Raw genomic sequence first — 15,469 nt, forward strand, 5'->3', positions numbered from 1 at the left:
CATCGAGGAGTAACCGTGCCCCCAGGGACGACCGCCGTGGTCGGATCGATCGCCACCGATCATCTGATGCACTTTCCCGGCCGCTTCGCGGACCATCTCGTGGCCGACCGGCTCGACCGGGTGTCACTGAGCTTCCTGGTCGACGATCTCGTCGTCCGCCGTGGCGGGGTCGGCGCGAACATCGCCTTCGGGATGGGGGTCCTGGGGCAACGGCCGGTGCTGGTGGGAGCGGTGGGCGCCGACTTCGCCGACTACCGGGCGATCCTCGAACGGCACGGCGTCGACTGCGGCGGGGTCCTCACCGTCGAGACGGCCCACACCCCGCGCTTCACCTGCACGACCGACGACGACCAGTGCCAGCTCGCGTCGTTCTACCCGGGGGCGATGACGGAGACGAAGAACATCTCACTCGCCCCGATCGTGGAACGGTACGGCGTCGGGCTGGTGCTGGTGGGTGCGAGCGATCCGGACGCGATGGTCGCGCAGACCGAGGAGGCGAGGGCGCTGGGCGTGCCGTTCGCCGCCGACCCGTCGCAGCAGCTTCCCCGCCTCGACGGTGACCGGTGCCGGGCCCTGGTCGACGGCGCCCGCTACCTGTTCACCAACGAGTACGAGCTGGAACTGCTGATCCGCAAGACCGGCTGGGACGCCGACGAGATCACCGGCCGGGTCGGCCTGCGGGTGACCACCCTGTCCGACCGGGGTGTGGAGATCGCCGGGCGCGACGGCACCGCGCTGCACATCGGGGTGGTGCCGGCCAGGACGATCGCCGACCCGACCGGCGTCGGCGACGGGTTCCGTGCCGGTTTCCTCGCCGGTGGGAACGGCGGTCTGGGTCCGGAGCGGGCCGCTCAGCTCGGGGCGCTCGTCGCCACGCTGGTACTGGAGACGAACGGCGCCCAGGAGTGGACGATCGACGCCGACACCGACGTGGCCCGCCTGCGCGAAGCCTACGGTGAGGCGGCGGCGGCGGACATCGAACCGGTGCTGCGCGCCGCCCTGACCTGAGGCGGTGCCGCGTTCTCCCCGCCGCGTAGTCTTGTCGTGGCGCACCCTGTGCGCCACGAAGTGCGAGGAGATGCGGCATGCGAAGCATCGGGTACGTCGGCGTGCGGTCCGCGTCGGCGGCGGACTGGCTGGACTTCGGCCCGCGCGTCTTCGGCTTCGAGACCTACCGGCTTCCCGACGGCACGGTCCGGGTGCGCTGGTGCGACCGCTCGCACCGCCTCGCGATCCACCCGGGTGACTCCGACCGGCTGCTCTACCTCGGCTGGGAGATCGGCGCCGAGGAGTCGCTGGAGGACGTCGCGGCGCACCTGACCGCCGCCGGGTTCGAGGTGACGGCGGGCTCGGCACAACTGGCGGCGGCGCGCTCGGTCGAGCGGCTCATCTCCTTCGAGGACCCGTTCGGCCTGCGACACGAGTTCTTCGTCGGCCAGGAGGGGACGGCGGGCTCCTACCGGGGGCACCGGCCGACGTCACGGACGGTCACCGGAGCGCTCGGCCTGGGCTTCGTCGTGCTGCGGTTGCCGGACCTGCAGCGGGGGCTCGACTTCTACGCCGACGTGATGGGCATGAAGGTGTCCGACGCGATCAACCTCGGCGCGCACCTCGGTGAGATGTGGTTCCTGCGGTGCAATCCTCGCCACCACAGCATCGCCCTGCTCAACGGGGGCGAGCCCCTCGGCCTGGAGCACCTGATGATCGAGGCGACCACGCTGGAGGAGGTGGAGATCGCCTGGGACCTGGCCAGGAGCGAGATGGACGCCTTCGTCAGCCCCGGACGCCGGCTGTCGGACAACATGTTCCTGTTCCGCGTGCGCACCTCCACCGGCTTCAACCTCTGTTACGGGTGGGGGGCGACCCAGGTCGACGACGAGGAGAGCTGGATCCCGCGTTACATCGACTCGTCGACCGGCGCCGGCATCGTCTATTCGGCCGCCGCCGCCGTGACGGCGGCCGATCCGTCCCCGGAGGCCGGGCGCCGGGAGTCCGGCGGGGACCTCACATGACCTCCCCACCGAGGACCCGGAGGTCCGGCACGGACCTCACATGCCCCCCGGCGAGGACCCGGAGATCCGGCACGGACCTCACATGATCTCTCCGCCGAGGGCGTCGATGATCTCCAGAGCCACCTGCGCGGCGAGGCGGTCGCGATAGGTGTTCAGGTCCAGGCCGGTGATCTCCTCGATCCGGTGGATCCGGTAGGTGACCGTGTTGGGATGCACGTGCAGCAGTTTCGACGCGCGTTGCGGGCTGTTGTTCTCCCGGAAGTAGCACGTCAGCGTGGAGATGAGCTCCGAGTGGTGCTTCTTCTCGTGGCGCAGCACCTCGCCGAGGATGTCCGCGGCGAACTCGTGCAGCGTCTCGATGTCGGGCACCTGGAGCAGCAGGCGGCTGATGCCGAGCTTGTCGAAGGCGACCACGGCGCCGCGTCGGCCGAGCCGCCGGATCACCTCGTTGGTCCGCCGTGCCTCCTCGTACGAGCGGGCGATGTGCGCCGGTTCGCGGAACGCTCCACCGACGCCGATGGAGACGCCGACGTCGGGAAACAGCGCTCCGAGTCGTTGCACGCACAGGGTGCCGAGTTGCTCCGCCCGGGTGGTCGAGCCCGGCGTGGCACTCTCGGTCAACACCACGACCACCTCGTCCGTACGTACCGAGGTGATCGCGCCCGGGGACTGGGCGACGAACAGGCGGGCGGTCGCGCCCGCGGCGCGGTCGGCGATGAGGACGCTGCGCTGGGGGTCGCCCGTGGGCGGTTCGAGGATGACCGACAGGACGCGGTGGTCACGCTCGGTGTCGTAGCCGAGGTGCTGCGCCCAGCGCACGACCTCGTCGTTGTCGCGGCCCGACCCGGACAGCAGCCCTTCGACGAGGTCGTCACGCACCTGGCTGGCCGCCGAGACGATGACGCGCTCGCGGGCCAGGATGACCCCGCAGATCGTCGCGGCGTGCTCGGCGACCAGCAGGTCGATGTCCTCGCCCTGGTCGGGAGCCGCCTCGACGAGCGAGACGAGATAGGCGGGCACGGTGTCGCCGACGAAGATCGGGGCCACGACGCGGGCTCGGCCGCGCGCCGGATCGGGCAGCCGGAGCGGGTGGCGGGACTTGCCGGCGTTGGCGAGCATGTGCGCCAGCCGGGGGTGGATCAGGTGGTCGTGGACGTACTGGATGGCGCTGTCGTCGCTCTGGCCGGGTGAGGCCGCGGCGAGGATGCCCAGCTTCTGGCTGATGATGGCCACCGTCACGTCGGTCCGGTGCGCGACGAGGTGGGCGACCGTGCCGATGTCGGCGTCCTGGAGAACCAGGCCGGACAACTGGCGGTAGATCTCCACCAGGTCACGCAGGGTGCGGTTCTCCTGGCTGATCTCGGTGGACCCGCTGGTGACACTGGTGAGGCCGGTGAACGACGACTCTGCGGCCATGTGCGAATCCTAAGGTCGAACGCCGGGGTTGCCATGTGTGTGAGCACAAAGAGTACGTCGTCATCCTGTGCTGCGACCCACAGTGCTCCCTCGTCCCGTCGGCTATACGTGGTAACCGGCCCGCGCCCGCGGCCCTCTGACCGTGACGGCGTTTCCGGTGGTCACCGCCTTGCGATGGGCGCCCGGTAACGATGCAGAAACCGCCCATTTACGCAACGGCTCCCTCTTGACGCCCAGGTAACCGCAGGGCAGCATGGCGTTTACAACTATTGCACATTTTGTCCCATTATCGGACAACAGCGCAGTGGATCGATGTTGCACGAACGGAGCCTGCGGGTGTCTCGCCCGGCTCCGCGCACCCTTCGTTCCACGTAGCGCTGGACGGAGGTGGCGGTGAGCGCGGGCATGGTAATTCGCCGGCTCGGCGGCGGTCTGCTGGTCTTGTGGCTTGTTTCGATTCTCACCTTCCTGCTGGTACAGCTGATTCCCGGCGACCCGGCGGAAGTGATCGCCGGTGAGAACGCCACCGTGGCCGAAGTGGTCAGGATCCGCACCGAACTCGGCTTGGACAAACCCGTCCTGGAGCGGTACTTCGCCTGGTTCTCCGGCGTTCTGCAGGGAGACCTCGGCAACTCGTTGTTCACCAACAGGTCCGTCGCGGACACGATCATCGAGGCGGCGCCGCCGACCGTGGTCATCACCCTGGTGGCGATCATGATCGCCGTCGTGCTCGGTGTGACGGCCGGCATCATCGCGGGTCTCACCCAGGGAAGCTGGATCGACCGGGCCGTCTCCGCCCTCGCCACCCTCGGCATCGCGATGCCGAGCTTCTGGCTCGCGATGGTGCTCGTGTCCGTGTTCGCGCTGGCCAACCCCTGGTTACCCGCGACCGGATACGTCGACTTCAGGGAGGGGTTCGGGGAGTGGCTCTCCTACGTGATCCTCCCGTCCACGGCGCTCGGGGTGGCCACGGCGGCGGAGCTCGCCAGGCACACCCGGGGCTGCGTGGCCGACGTGCTCACTCGCCCGTACGTGCGCACGGCACGGGCCAGAGGCGCCTCGGGCATGTGGCTGGTCCGGCGGCACATCCTGCGTAACGCGGCCATCCCGGTGGTGACCGTGCTCGGCCTGCAGGCCGGGCGGCTCCTCGGCGGAGTCATCGTGGTGGAGGCCGTGTTCGGCATCTCCGGACTCGGCTCCCTCGCCATCAACTCGGTGCTGCAACGGAACTATCCGATGATCCAGGGCTACGTCCTGTTCAGCGCCGTCATCGTGGTGGCGATCAACCTCATCGTGGACCTGGCCTACGGCTGGATCAACCCGAAGGTGCGTACGGCATGACCATGGCCACCCGGAGCGCCCGTCCGCGCCATGTCCTCCGCTCGATCCTGCGCCGCCCGTCCAGCGCGGTCGCCGTCGGATTCGTCGTCGTCCTCGTCTTCTTCGCGATCGCCGGGCCGCTCGTCTACCCGCACGACCCGGAGGCCCAGGATCTCGGCAACAGGTTCGCCGACGTCAGCCTCACGCATCTGCTCGGCACCGACGAGTTCGGCCGTGACGTCGCGAGCCGGATCATCCAGGCGTCGCGCATCGCCGTCGTCGCCCCGCTCATCTCGGTGGGCGTCGCGTTGCTCATCGGCCTGCCGCTCGGGCTGTGGGCCGGTGTGCGGCGCGGCGTCGTCGACAGCGTCGCGGGCCGGCTCGCCGACACCATCCTCAGCCTCCCCGCCCTCGTCGGGGCGCTGGCCATCGTCGCCGTGCTCGGCCCCGGGCTGGTCAACGCGATGCTCGCGATCGGCATCATCTTCTCCCCCGGCCTGTTCCGGGTCGTACGCGGAGCGACGATGGCCGTCGCGGAGGAGACCTTCGTGGACTCGGCGGTGGCGATCGGCTCGTCCACCCGGCGAACCCTCTGGGTGCACATCCTGCCCAACATCGCCGCCCCGCTGCTGGTCCAGGTCACGATCCTGATGGGCGTCGCGCTCCTGGTCGAGGCGAGCCTGAGCTTCATCGGTCTCGGAGTACAGCCACCCGACGCGAGTTGGGGCTCGATGCTCAAGGCCGCGTACACCAACCAGTTCCACTCCCCCTTCTCGGTGGTGCCGCCCGGAATCGCGATGGTGCTGACCGTGCTCGCGTTCAACACGATCGGTGACTCGATCCGTGACGCCGTCGGACTCAGGAGGCGTACATGACAGCAGGACCGGCGCAACGAAGCGACGCCACCGAGCCGCTGCTCTCCGTCGAGGGCCTCACCATCGACCTGCCCGGCGGCTCCAGACAGCCCGGCCTGGTCGAGGACGTCACCTTCGAGGTGCGCAAGGGGCAAGCGGTCGCGTTGATCGGCGAGTCCGGCTGCGGCAAGTCGCTCACCTCCATGGCGATCCTGGGCCTGTTGCCCGCGGCCGTCCGGGTCTCGGCGGGCTCGATCCGCTTCGACGGGGTGGACCTGCTCACCTGCGACCGGCGGCAGCTTCGCCGGATCCGCGGCGGACCGGTCGGCATGGTCTTCCAGGAGCCGATGAGCAGCCTCAACCCCACGATGACCGTCGGCGACCAGATCGCCGAGGTACGACGGCTGCACCTGGGCGAGCGGCGGTCGGTCGCGCTCAAGCAGGCCGGACAGCTGCTGAGCCGGGTCGGCATCCCGAACGCCGAGCGCAGGCTCAGGTCCTACCCGCACGAGATGAGCGGCGGCATGCAGCAACGCGTCATGATCGCGGCGGCCATCGCCTGCGACCCGAAGCTGCTGATCGCCGACGAACCGACCACCGCCCTCGACGTCACGATCCAGGCCGAGATCCTGGAGTTGCTGCGCGACCTGCGACGCGACCTCGATCTGGCCGTCCTGCTGGTCACGCACGACCTCGGCGTGGTCGCGGACTTCTGTGACGACGTGGTCGTCATGTACGCCGGTCACGTCGCCGAGCGAACCCCCGTCGACCGGCTCTTCTACGATCCTCGGCACCCGTACTCCGGCGCGCTGCTCGCCGCCGTGCCGCAGGCGGGCCGGGCCCGGAGCAGTTTGACGGTCATCCCGGGCCGGGTCCCTTCCGCAGGGCAGTTCCCCGAGGGCTGCCGGTTCGAGCCTCGCTGCGTGCACAGCGTCGAGGACTTCTGCCGGCGACCACAGGCCGACGCGGTCATCGACGACGAACGCCACACGCGATGCGGACGCGTCGCCTCCGGCGACCTGATTCTGAAGGGGGCCGTCCGTGGCTGAGGATCGTGTGGTTCTGCGCGTACGCGGCCTGAGCAAGTCGTTCCCGCTGCGTCGTGGCCTGCTGGGCCGGACGCTGGAGAGCGTCCAGGCCGTCGACGGAGTCGACCTGGAGGTACGGGCCGGCACCACGGTCGGCATCGTGGGCGAGTCCGGATCGGGCAAGACGACGGTGGGCCGGCTGATGGCCCGGCTGCTCAAGCCGGACCGGGGCACGGTCGAGGTGGAGGGCAAGGACGTCAGCAGGGCGCGCGGCAGCGAGCTCAAGGAGATGCGCGGCAAGCTCCAGGTCATCTTCCAGGATCCGTACGGCGCGCTCGACCCGACCAAGACGATCGGCCACGCCGTCGCCGAACCGCTCCTGGTCCACGGCCGGATCGGCCGGGACCAGATGCGTGAGCACGCCGCACAGCTGCTCGGCCGGGTCACCCTCGATCCGGCGTTCGTCGACAGGTATCCGGACGAGCTGTCCGGCGGGCAGCGGCAGCGGGTCTGCATCGCCCGCGCGCTGGCGCTCTCACCGAGCGTTCTCGTCGCCGACGAGCCGACCTCCGCACTGGACCTGTCCACCCGTTCGGAGATCCTCAACCTGCTGCTGTCCATCCAGGAGGACACCGGGCAGGCGGTGGTCCTCGTGTCCCACGACTTCGCCACGGTCAGGCACCTGTCGCACCGGATCGCGGTGATGTACCTGGGCCGGATCGTCGAGGAGGGGTCCGCGGAGCAGATCGCCACCGACCCGCGACACCCGTACACCAAGGCGCTGCTGTCGGCGGTGCCGGTGCCCGATCCCGACGTGCAGCGCTCGCGGCGCCGCACCGTGCTGCGCGGCGAGCTTCCCGATCCGGCGAACCCCCCGTCGGGTTGCCGCTTCCGCACCCGCTGCCCGGTCGTCCAGGACGAGTGCGCTCACCTGGACCCGCCGCTGTTGCAGATCGGCGCCGAGCACCGGGTCGCGTGCGTGCTGCACCGGCCGCCGCCGAACGACGCGCTGATCGGCGAGACCCAGGAGACCTCGCGATGAGCGCCTCCCGAGCCTTCCAAACCTCAGAAGCCTCCCGAGCCTCAGAGGCCCCAGGAGCCCTGCACGGGATCCGCGTCGTCGACTTCGGTCACCACATCGCAGGACCGCTGGCCGCGCTCATGCTCGCCGACCAGGGGGCCGACGTCGTGCACGTCGACCGTCCGGGCGTCACTCCCGGTGCCGAAGACGCGTTCTTCAACCGGGGCAAGCGGCGGATCAGTCTCGACCTGAAGGACGCGGCGGACCTGGGCGTCGCCCGCGACCTCGTCCGGCGGGCCGATGTTCTCGTCGAGAACTTCCGGCCGGGGGTGATGGACCGGCTCGGGCTCGGCTGGGAAGAGTCTCGCGCGGGCAACCCGCGGCTCGTCTACTGCTCGATGCCCGGCTTCGCGGCCGACGATCCCCGTGCCGGTGTCCCCGGCTGGGAGGGGGTCGTCGCGGCCGCCACCGGCAACTGCCGGATCCGGGCCGGTCACGCGCCGGACGGCTGGGACGACACCCGGCCGACCTACACGGCGGTACCCGTCGCGTCCAACTTCGCGGCGTTCTGCGGCGCCTTCGCGATCGTGGCGAGCCTCACCGCCCGGCACCGCACCGGACGGGGTGACCGCGTCGAGGTGCCGCTGTTCGACGCGATGTTCGAGGCCATCGGGGGGAGCGGCGCCTACCCGGTCGCGCAGGGGCTGCCGCCGGATCGGGCGATCAGTTCCAACGGCAGTGGCACCTACCGCTGCGCGGACGACAGGTATGTGCAGTTCAACCCGATCGGCGCGACACCTCGCTTCCTCACCTGGTTCCTCGACGCGGCCGGGGTGACGGCCTGGACGGGCGAGGGCCTGACCGACCGCACCCGGATGGACCACGACCCCTCACTGCGCCGGCTGCTGCACGACCGGCTCACCGCGCTGTTCCGGACCCGCCCGGCGGGCGAGTGGGAGGAGCTCGCCAACGCGGCGGGCGTGCCGCTCGCCGCGGTCAGGACGCTGGGCGAATGGTTGGAGAGCGACCACGCGCTCGCCTCCGGGCAGGCCGTCGTGGTCGACGATCCGGAACTCGGCGCGACGGTGATGCCCGGCTCGGCGGTGTGGCTGTCCGCCACCCCCGCGCTGCCCGGCAGGCCACGGCACCTGCCCGACGCGGACCGCGCGGAGATCCTCGCCGAACTCACGTCGCCGCCCGTCGGCTCGCCGCGCGACGAGCCGACGGGCGGCGAGCCGACGGCGAACCAGCCGGCGGGGAACGAGTCGGCAGGAAACGAGCCGACGCGCGACGAACCGGTGGGGAGCGAGGGCGAGCCGGTCCGTCTGCCCTACGAAGGACTGCGGGTCGTCGATCTCACTCAGATCCTGGCCGGGCCGAGCGCGGGACGGATCCTCGTCGAGTTCGGGGCCGACGTCGTCAAGATCAACTCACCGCAGCGGCGCGTCGGCGCGCACGGGTTCGTCAACCGTGGCAAGCGGACGGTCCTCGTGGACGTGAAGTCGAGCCAGGGCCGGCAGATCCTCTGGCGCCTCATCGACGACGCGGACGTGCTGACCCACAACTTCCCCGAGCGGACCGCCGAACGCTACGGCCTCGGCTACGAGCACGTCCGGGCCCGCCGCCCCGACATCGTCTACGTCTCCGTCAGCTGCTACGGCCACGGCGGACCCTGGACCGGCCGCCGTGGGTACGAGACCCAGGGCCAGGCCGCGACCGGGATCATGACCAGGACGGGCGGCGACGGCCGACCGGCCGTGCTGGGCCCGTACAACCTCCTGGACTACGGCACCGGCGCGATGGCCGCCTTCGCGAGCGCGGTGGGTCTCTACCATCGCGAGCTGACCGGAGAAGGCCAGCAGGTGCGCACCTCCCTCACCCAGACCGGCGGCTACCAGCAGGCGAGGTTCGCGGTGCGCCCCGCACCCGGGCTCCCGGCCGCGGCGCACGACCGGCACCGCCGCGCGGCCGAGCCGTGCGGGCCGTCTGCTCTGGGGATCGACCCGTGGCACCGGTTCCACCGGGCGGCCGACCGATGGTTCTTCCTCGGGGCGACCCGGGAGAGCCTGCCGACGCTCCGCGAGGTCCCCGGCCTGGAGGAGGCCCTGTCCGGCCTGGACGGGTCCGACGACGACGCGGTGGCGGCGGCCCTGGAGACCGCCTTCCAGGTCGGCACCGCCCGCGAGTGGACCGACCGCCTCACCTCGGCGGGGCTGGGCGCGCACCCGGTCACGACCCTCGCGGAGCTGATGACCGACCCGTGGGCCCGATCGAGAGGGCTCACCGTCAGCCAGATCTCCGAGGAGGTCGGCGAGGTGGTGATGCCCGGCATCGCCATCCGGGTGCACGGCAACCCGCCGCGCCTGGGCCACCCGGTACGCCGGCCGGGCGCCGACGCGCGCGAGGTGCTGGACCGGATCGGGCTCGCCGACTCGGCCGAGGCACTCGCGGCGGGCTGGGCGGTGCAGATGACCGCGCTGCCCCCTGGCTGGGACCACTTCTGACCGCCGACCGGCAAACCGAACAGCACATCCCAGGCCCGCTGGGCGGGACGTGCCGCGATCGCGGCACCGACAGGAGGACTCTGATGAGCGACGACCCGGTCACCCGGTACGACCTGTTGATCAAGGGCGGCCGGGTTCTGGACCCCGGGCAGGAACTCGACGGCGTCATGGACATCGCCGTCACCGGCGGCCGGATCACCAAGGTCGGCGGGGACATCCCCGCCGACTCGGCCCGCCGGGTGATCGACGCGAGCGGCTCCGGGCGCTACGTCGTCCCCGGGCTGATCGACATCCACACGCACGTCGCGCACGGCGCGATCACCCCGGGTGTGGGCATGGAGGGCTGCGACCCCGACGCCATCGGCGTGCGTTCCGGAGTCACCACACTGGTCGACGCCGGATCCGTCGGCGTCGCCAACATCGGTGTCTTCTCCGCCTACATCCAGCCGAACGCCAGGACACGGGTCGTCCCGTACCTGAACATCGGCAGCTACGCGCACACCATGCCCACGATGATCGACGTCAACGACCTGGCCGAGATCGACCCGGTCGCCATCGCGAAGTGCGTCGCCGCCAATCCCGGGCTGGTCCAGGGCATCAAGCTGCGGCTGGTCGGGCCGCTCGTCGCCACGCACGGCAAGGACATCGTGTCCGCGACCAAGGCGGTGGCGAGGGAGCACGGGCTCCCGCTCATGGTGCACATCGGCGACCTGTCCGCGCGGCGGCGCCCCGATCCGCACCTGCTCGAACCGGCCACCCGGTTCGCCATCGAACAGCTCGACGCGGGAGACATCCTCACCCATCTGTGCACGCCGAACCACGGCGGCGTGATGGACGCGGCGGATCGGATGATGCCCGCCCTGCTCGCCGCCCGCGAGCGCGGGATCACCCTCGACTCCGCGCTGGGCAGGGGCAACTTCGGCTACCGGGTCGCGAGCGAGCAGCGCGCGCTCGGGCTGCTCCCCGACACCATCAGCAGCGACCTGACCGCGGCCGGAGAGACCTTCCACTCGCTGCTGGAGTGCATGGCCAAGTTCATGGCCGTGGGCTACAGCCTGTCCGAGGTGGTCCGGATGACCACGGCGAACGCGGCGCGGGCGATCGGCGCGGAGCACGAGCTCGGCGCGATCGCGGCCGGCAGGGAGGCCGACCTCACGGTGCTCGACCTGGTCGAAGGCGACTTCGAGTTCGTCGACACCAAACAGGAGGTCTTCCACGGCGGCTTCGGCCTGCGGCCGGTGCAGACCGTACGGGCCGGCGAGCTGATCGCGCCGGGTTGGGGCACCCACCCGTGGGGTTGGCTGCCGGCGCCGCGTTCCACCTCCGGGGCGGCGTCATGACGGGCGGGCGGAGGTTCGAGGTCGACGCCGACTGGGAGCGGCTGCCCGACGGCCTGCGGCACGCGGACGTGGCCGCGGTCGACGTGGACGCGGCCGACCGCGTCTACCTGTTCACCCGCTTCGACGGCCAGGTCATCGTGTACGAGCGGGACGGCACCTTCGTCCGCAGCTGGGGAAAGGGCCTGTTCACCACGCCGCACGGGCTGACCGTCGGGCCGGACGGCGGCGTCTACTGCGTCGACGCGGGCGACCACACGGTCCGCAAGTTCACCCCCGAGGGTGAGTTGCTCATGACGCTGGGCACCGCGGGGACGGCGTCGGACACCGGGTTCGTCTCCGGCCGGCCGGTGCGCGTGCACAGCGTCGAGGGCGTTCGGTACCCGGGCCGGCCGTTCAACCGGCCCACCAACCTCGCCGTCGCCCCGAACGGCGACCTCTACGTGACCGACGGGTACGGAAACAGCCGGGTGCACCGGTTCACCGCGTCCGGTGAGCTGATCGGCTCCTGGGGCGAGCCCGGCACCGGTCCCGGCCGGTTCCACCTGCCGCACTGCCTGGACGTCGCGGCGGACGGGCGGGTGTTCGTCGGCGACCGCGAGAACGACCGGATCCAGATCTTCACCCCGGACGGGGAGTTCATCGAGGAGTGGACCGACATCCGGCGCCCGTGCGACCTCACCATCGCCCCGGACGGCTCGGTGTTCGTCGTCGAGCTGTGGCGGCCCGCAGGCAAGAGGTCGTTCGTGCACGGCGAGGCGCTGGAGGACCAGCCCGCCCGGCTGACCGTGCTGGACCGGCACGGCGCCGTGGTCGAGCGGTGGGGGGACTCCACGACGGACCGCACCGCGGCCGGCAACTTCATCGCGCCGCACGGGGTCGCGCTGGACTCCCACGGAGACCTGTACGTCGCGGAGGTGACGTACAGCTTCGCCATCAGACCCGGCTGGGTCGCGCCGTCGAGCGGACGGCACCAACTGCAGAAGTTCCTGCGCGTCGGCGCGGGAGAAGACACCTTGGCTAGGAGACACGCATGAGGCGCGAAAACGGTCGGATTCTCACCACGCACGGCGGCAACCTGCCGCGTCCCAAGGACCTGGACGAGCTGATCGCCCAGGGCGATCAGGAGGCCGTCGACGCGCGGCTGCCGAGCGCGGTCGCCGAGGTCGTCGCCCGCCAGATGGAGTGCGGCCTCGACGTCGTCAACGACGGCGAGTACGTCAAGGCCGCGAACCTGTCCGCCTACAGCGGCTACATCCACGCCCGGGTGACCGGCTGGGAGACCCTGCCCATCGACCCGAACGTCCCGCCCAAGCGCGAGTACGTCGCCGCGCGCGACAAGGCGGACTTCCCCGGCACCTACGCCTCCGGCCTCTGGCTGGCCGGATCCGGAGGGCCGGTGCGGCCCGGCTTCTCGACCCCGGGCGCGGCGCCGAAGCCGCCGACGTCGGGCCGGGTGTGCACCTCCCCGATCACCTACATCGGCCAGGACGCCATCGCGGCCGACATCGCGGCGATGAAGACGGCGGTCGAAGGCAAGGAGGTGGACGGTTTCATCGCCGCGCTGGGACCGCTCAGCCTGGGCGCGGGTGCGAGGAACGAGCACTACGCGAGCGAGGAGGAGTACATGTTCGCGGTCGCCGAGGCGCTCCGCGAGGAGTACCGGGCGGTCACCGACGCCGGCCTGGTGCTGCAGATCGACGAGCCCGAGTTCGCGACCACCTGGCAGTTCCACCCCACCTGGACGGTCGAGGACCTGCGTCGTTACCTCGAGTTCGCGGTAGAGGTGATCAACCACAGCATCGACGGGCTGCCCTCCGAGCAGATCCGGATGCACACCTGCTGGGGCAGCGGTCACCGGCCGCACACCCAGGACATCGGCCTCGAACACATCGCGGACCTGCTGATCAAGGTCAACACCCAGGCCTACGCCATCGAGTCCGGCAACGTCCGGCACGCGCACGAGTGGCGGGTGTGGGAGGACGTGAAACTGCCCGAGGGCAAGATCCTCGCCCCCGGAGTGGTCAGTCACGCCACCGACCTGGTCGAACACCCCCTCCTCGTCGCCGAACGGCTGACGAACTTCGCCAGCGTGGTGGGCAAGGAGAACCTGCAGGCGGGGACCGACTGCGGGATCGGATCGCGCGTGGGCCACGAGGAGATCGTGTGGGCGAAGCTCGCCGCGCTCGCGGAGGGCGCCGCGATCGCCAGTAGCCGGTTGTAGGCCGGTCCACAGCACAAGTCCAGGACCTGGTGGGGGCGTGATTCAGCGTCACGGCTGAAGACGGGGCACCGAGAACCACGGCACACGCGGACGCGGGCCGGCACGTCGACGACGGAGCCGGAGAGCGCCGCGGGTCGCCAGTCATACCAGTCAAGCTCGCTTCTGAAATATGGAGGCATAAGCCGTGAAACGAGCAGCAGTAAAAACGGCCGGCGCATTTCTCGCCACCGGTCTCGCCCTCTCCGGCTGTGGCGCCGGGACGACCGACCGGCCGACGTCGAACACCTCCGGCGCCTCCGGTGACTCCGGCGCCTTCGACAACGCGGCCATCCTGCGGTGGGCCGTGCCGGGCAACCCGACCTCCTTCGACCCCCGCAAGGCCGCGCCGCTCGACCCGGTGTTCCTCGACGTGGTCTACGAGCACCTGGTCCGCCGGAGTGCGGCCGGTGAGATCGGGCCGGGGCTGGCGACCGAGTGGACGTTCTCCGACGAGAACAAGGTGATCACCCTCAAGCTGCGCGAAGGGGTGAAGTTCCACAACGGCGAGGAGTTCAACGCCGAGGCCGTCAAGGCGTCGCTGGAGGCGTACAAGAAGAGCGGTGCGCTCGTGACGACGCTGTCGGTGCTCGACAAGGTCGAGGTCACCGGCCCGTCCGAGGTGAAGCTCACCTTCTCCGAGCCGGCCGGCTACATGATCAACGTGCTCGCCGGTGAGGCCGGCATCGTGGTCGCGCCCGGTGCGCTCGACGCCGAGGACCTGCCGACCAAACCGGTCGGCACCGGCCCCTTCGAGATCGACACGCTGCAGGTGGGCAAGGTCACCTTCAAGAAGTTCGAGGGCTACTGGAACGCCGCCGAGACGACCATCGGCGGCCTGGAGATGACGGTCTACTCCGACGAGACGACCCGCCTGCGCGCGGTGAAGTCGGGGCAGGCCGACGGCACCTCGATCACGCCCGGCCAGATCAAGGAGGCCGAGGCGGACGGCCTGACCGTGGTCAGGGGCCCCAATACCACCTTCAACGGAATCCTGCTGAACACCTCCGTCAAGGGGCTCGACAACCCCAAGGTGCGGCAGGCGTTGATGTACGCCATCGACCGCGACGCGATCAGCAAGAACCTGTACGAGGGCGCCTGCGTCTCGGCGGTGCAGCCGTACCAGGAGGGCTTCTGGGCCCACGTGCCCGAACTGAGCGACGTGTCCTCCTACTACGACCCGGAGAAGGCCAAGAAGCTCCTCGCCGAGGCCGGCCTGCCGAACGGCATGGACATAACGCTGGAGGTCGGCCCCAACACGTCGTACCAGATCCTCGCCCAGGCACTGCAGGCACAGCTGCAGAAGGTGGGGATCAAGGCCACGATCAAGGTCCTGGAATTCCAGCAGATGATCACCGCTCGCCGGACCGGCCAGTTCACCGCCACGGTGGCGCTGGTACAGGCCGGTCGGCCCGACCCGAGCCAGTTCGTCGCGGACTTCTACACGAAGGGCGGCGCGTACAACCCCGGCGGCTTCTCCCAGGACGGGATCGGCGAACTGCTGGCGAAGGCACGCGCCAGCGACGACGTCACGGAGCGGGCGGCACCGATGCACCAGATCATCAAGGACGTCGCGGCGGCCGGACCCCCGGTGATCCCGGTGTGCGGCGTGACCTACGTGGCGGCCTTCCGCAAGGGGGTGACCGGCCTCGACGTACCGGTGGTCGGCGACTACCACTACAGCTCAGTGAAGATCAGCAAGCAATAGAGAGAGGAA

The 15,469-nt window shown here is 70.5% G+C and carries 12 protein-coding genes; 11 read left to right on the top strand and 1 reads right to left on the bottom strand.

The features are described from left to right. Positions 1-66: 66 nt before the first annotated feature. Together ACFY3D_RS06015 and ACFY3D_RS06020 are read left to right on the top strand one after the other, a co-directional pair. A complete protein-coding gene (locus ACFY3D_RS06015) occupies positions 67-1,008 on the top strand; it encodes a carbohydrate kinase family protein (protein WP_389975649.1) in 942 nt (313 codons plus the stop codon). Positions 1,009-1,085: 77 nt separating this feature from the next. Continuing rightward, positions 1,086-2,012: a VOC family protein gene (locus tag ACFY3D_RS06020; protein ID WP_389975467.1), complete on the top strand. Its 927-nt coding sequence runs from the start codon at positions 1,086-1,088 to the stop codon at positions 2,010-2,012. A 78-nt stretch (positions 2,013-2,090) separates the two neighbouring features. On the opposite strand, the gene ACFY3D_RS06025 is transcribed toward ACFY3D_RS06020, so the two are convergent. Further along, positions 2,091-3,428, bottom strand: a complete 1,338-nt coding sequence (locus tag ACFY3D_RS06025) for a helix-turn-helix domain-containing protein (protein ID WP_350942242.1) — start codon at positions 3,426-3,428, stop codon at positions 2,091-2,093. 393 nt (positions 3,429-3,821) lie between these two features. On the opposite strand from ACFY3D_RS06025, the gene ACFY3D_RS06030 reads away from it, so the two are divergent. The 9 genes from ACFY3D_RS06030 (at position 3,822) to ACFY3D_RS06070 (ending at position 15,460) form a co-directional block, all read left to right on the top strand. Next, a complete protein-coding gene (locus tag ACFY3D_RS06030) occupies positions 3,822-4,769 on the top strand; it encodes an ABC transporter permease (RefSeq protein ID WP_350942240.1) in 948 nt (315 codons plus the stop codon). Further along, positions 4,766-5,623 carry an ABC transporter permease gene (locus ACFY3D_RS06035; protein ID WP_350942239.1) on the top strand — a complete coding sequence of 286 codons (858 nt, stop codon included), beginning with the start codon at positions 4,766-4,768 and terminating at the stop codon, positions 5,621-5,623. Before ACFY3D_RS06030 ends, ACFY3D_RS06035 begins: the two co-directional genes overlap by 4 nt. Beyond that, positions 5,620-6,651, top strand: a complete 1,032-nt coding sequence (locus ACFY3D_RS06040) for an ABC transporter ATP-binding protein (RefSeq protein ID WP_389975471.1) — start codon at positions 5,620-5,622, stop codon at positions 6,649-6,651. Before ACFY3D_RS06035 ends, ACFY3D_RS06040 begins: the two co-directional genes overlap by 4 nt. Then, a complete protein-coding gene (locus ACFY3D_RS06045; protein ID WP_362903448.1) occupies positions 6,644-7,672 on the top strand; it encodes an ABC transporter ATP-binding protein in 1,029 nt (342 codons plus the stop codon). Before ACFY3D_RS06040 ends, ACFY3D_RS06045 begins: the two co-directional genes overlap by 8 nt. Beyond that, positions 7,669-10,155, top strand: a complete 2,487-nt coding sequence (locus ACFY3D_RS06050; protein WP_389975474.1) for a CaiB/BaiF CoA transferase family protein — start codon at positions 7,669-7,671, stop codon at positions 10,153-10,155. Before ACFY3D_RS06045 ends, ACFY3D_RS06050 begins: the two co-directional genes overlap by 4 nt. An 83-nt stretch (positions 10,156-10,238) precedes the next feature. Beyond that, positions 10,239-11,495, top strand: a complete 1,257-nt coding sequence (locus ACFY3D_RS06055; RefSeq protein WP_389975477.1) for an amidohydrolase family protein — start codon at positions 10,239-10,241, stop codon at positions 11,493-11,495. Beyond that, positions 11,492-12,529: a peptidyl-alpha-hydroxyglycine alpha-amidating lyase family protein gene (locus tag ACFY3D_RS06060; protein WP_389975480.1), complete on the top strand. Its 1,038-nt coding sequence runs from the start codon at positions 11,492-11,494 to the stop codon at positions 12,527-12,529. The genes ACFY3D_RS06055 and ACFY3D_RS06060 overlap by 4 nt, the downstream gene beginning before the upstream one ends. After that, positions 12,526-13,716, top strand: coding sequence for an epoxyalkane--coenzyme M transferase (locus ACFY3D_RS06065; protein ID WP_389975483.1), 1,191 nt, complete (start codon positions 12,526-12,528; stop codon positions 13,714-13,716). Before ACFY3D_RS06060 ends, ACFY3D_RS06065 begins: the two co-directional genes overlap by 4 nt. 184 nt (positions 13,717-13,900) lie before the next feature. Beyond that, complete coding sequence (locus tag ACFY3D_RS06070) at positions 13,901-15,460, top strand: ABC transporter substrate-binding protein (protein WP_389975486.1); 1,560 nt, start codon at positions 13,901-13,903, stop codon at positions 15,458-15,460. Positions 15,461-15,469: the final 9 nt, after the last annotated feature.

It is taken from the genome of Streptosporangium sp. NPDC000509 (assembly GCF_042898365.1).
Lineage (GTDB): Bacteria > Actinomycetota > Actinomycetes > Streptosporangiales > Streptosporangiaceae > Streptosporangium.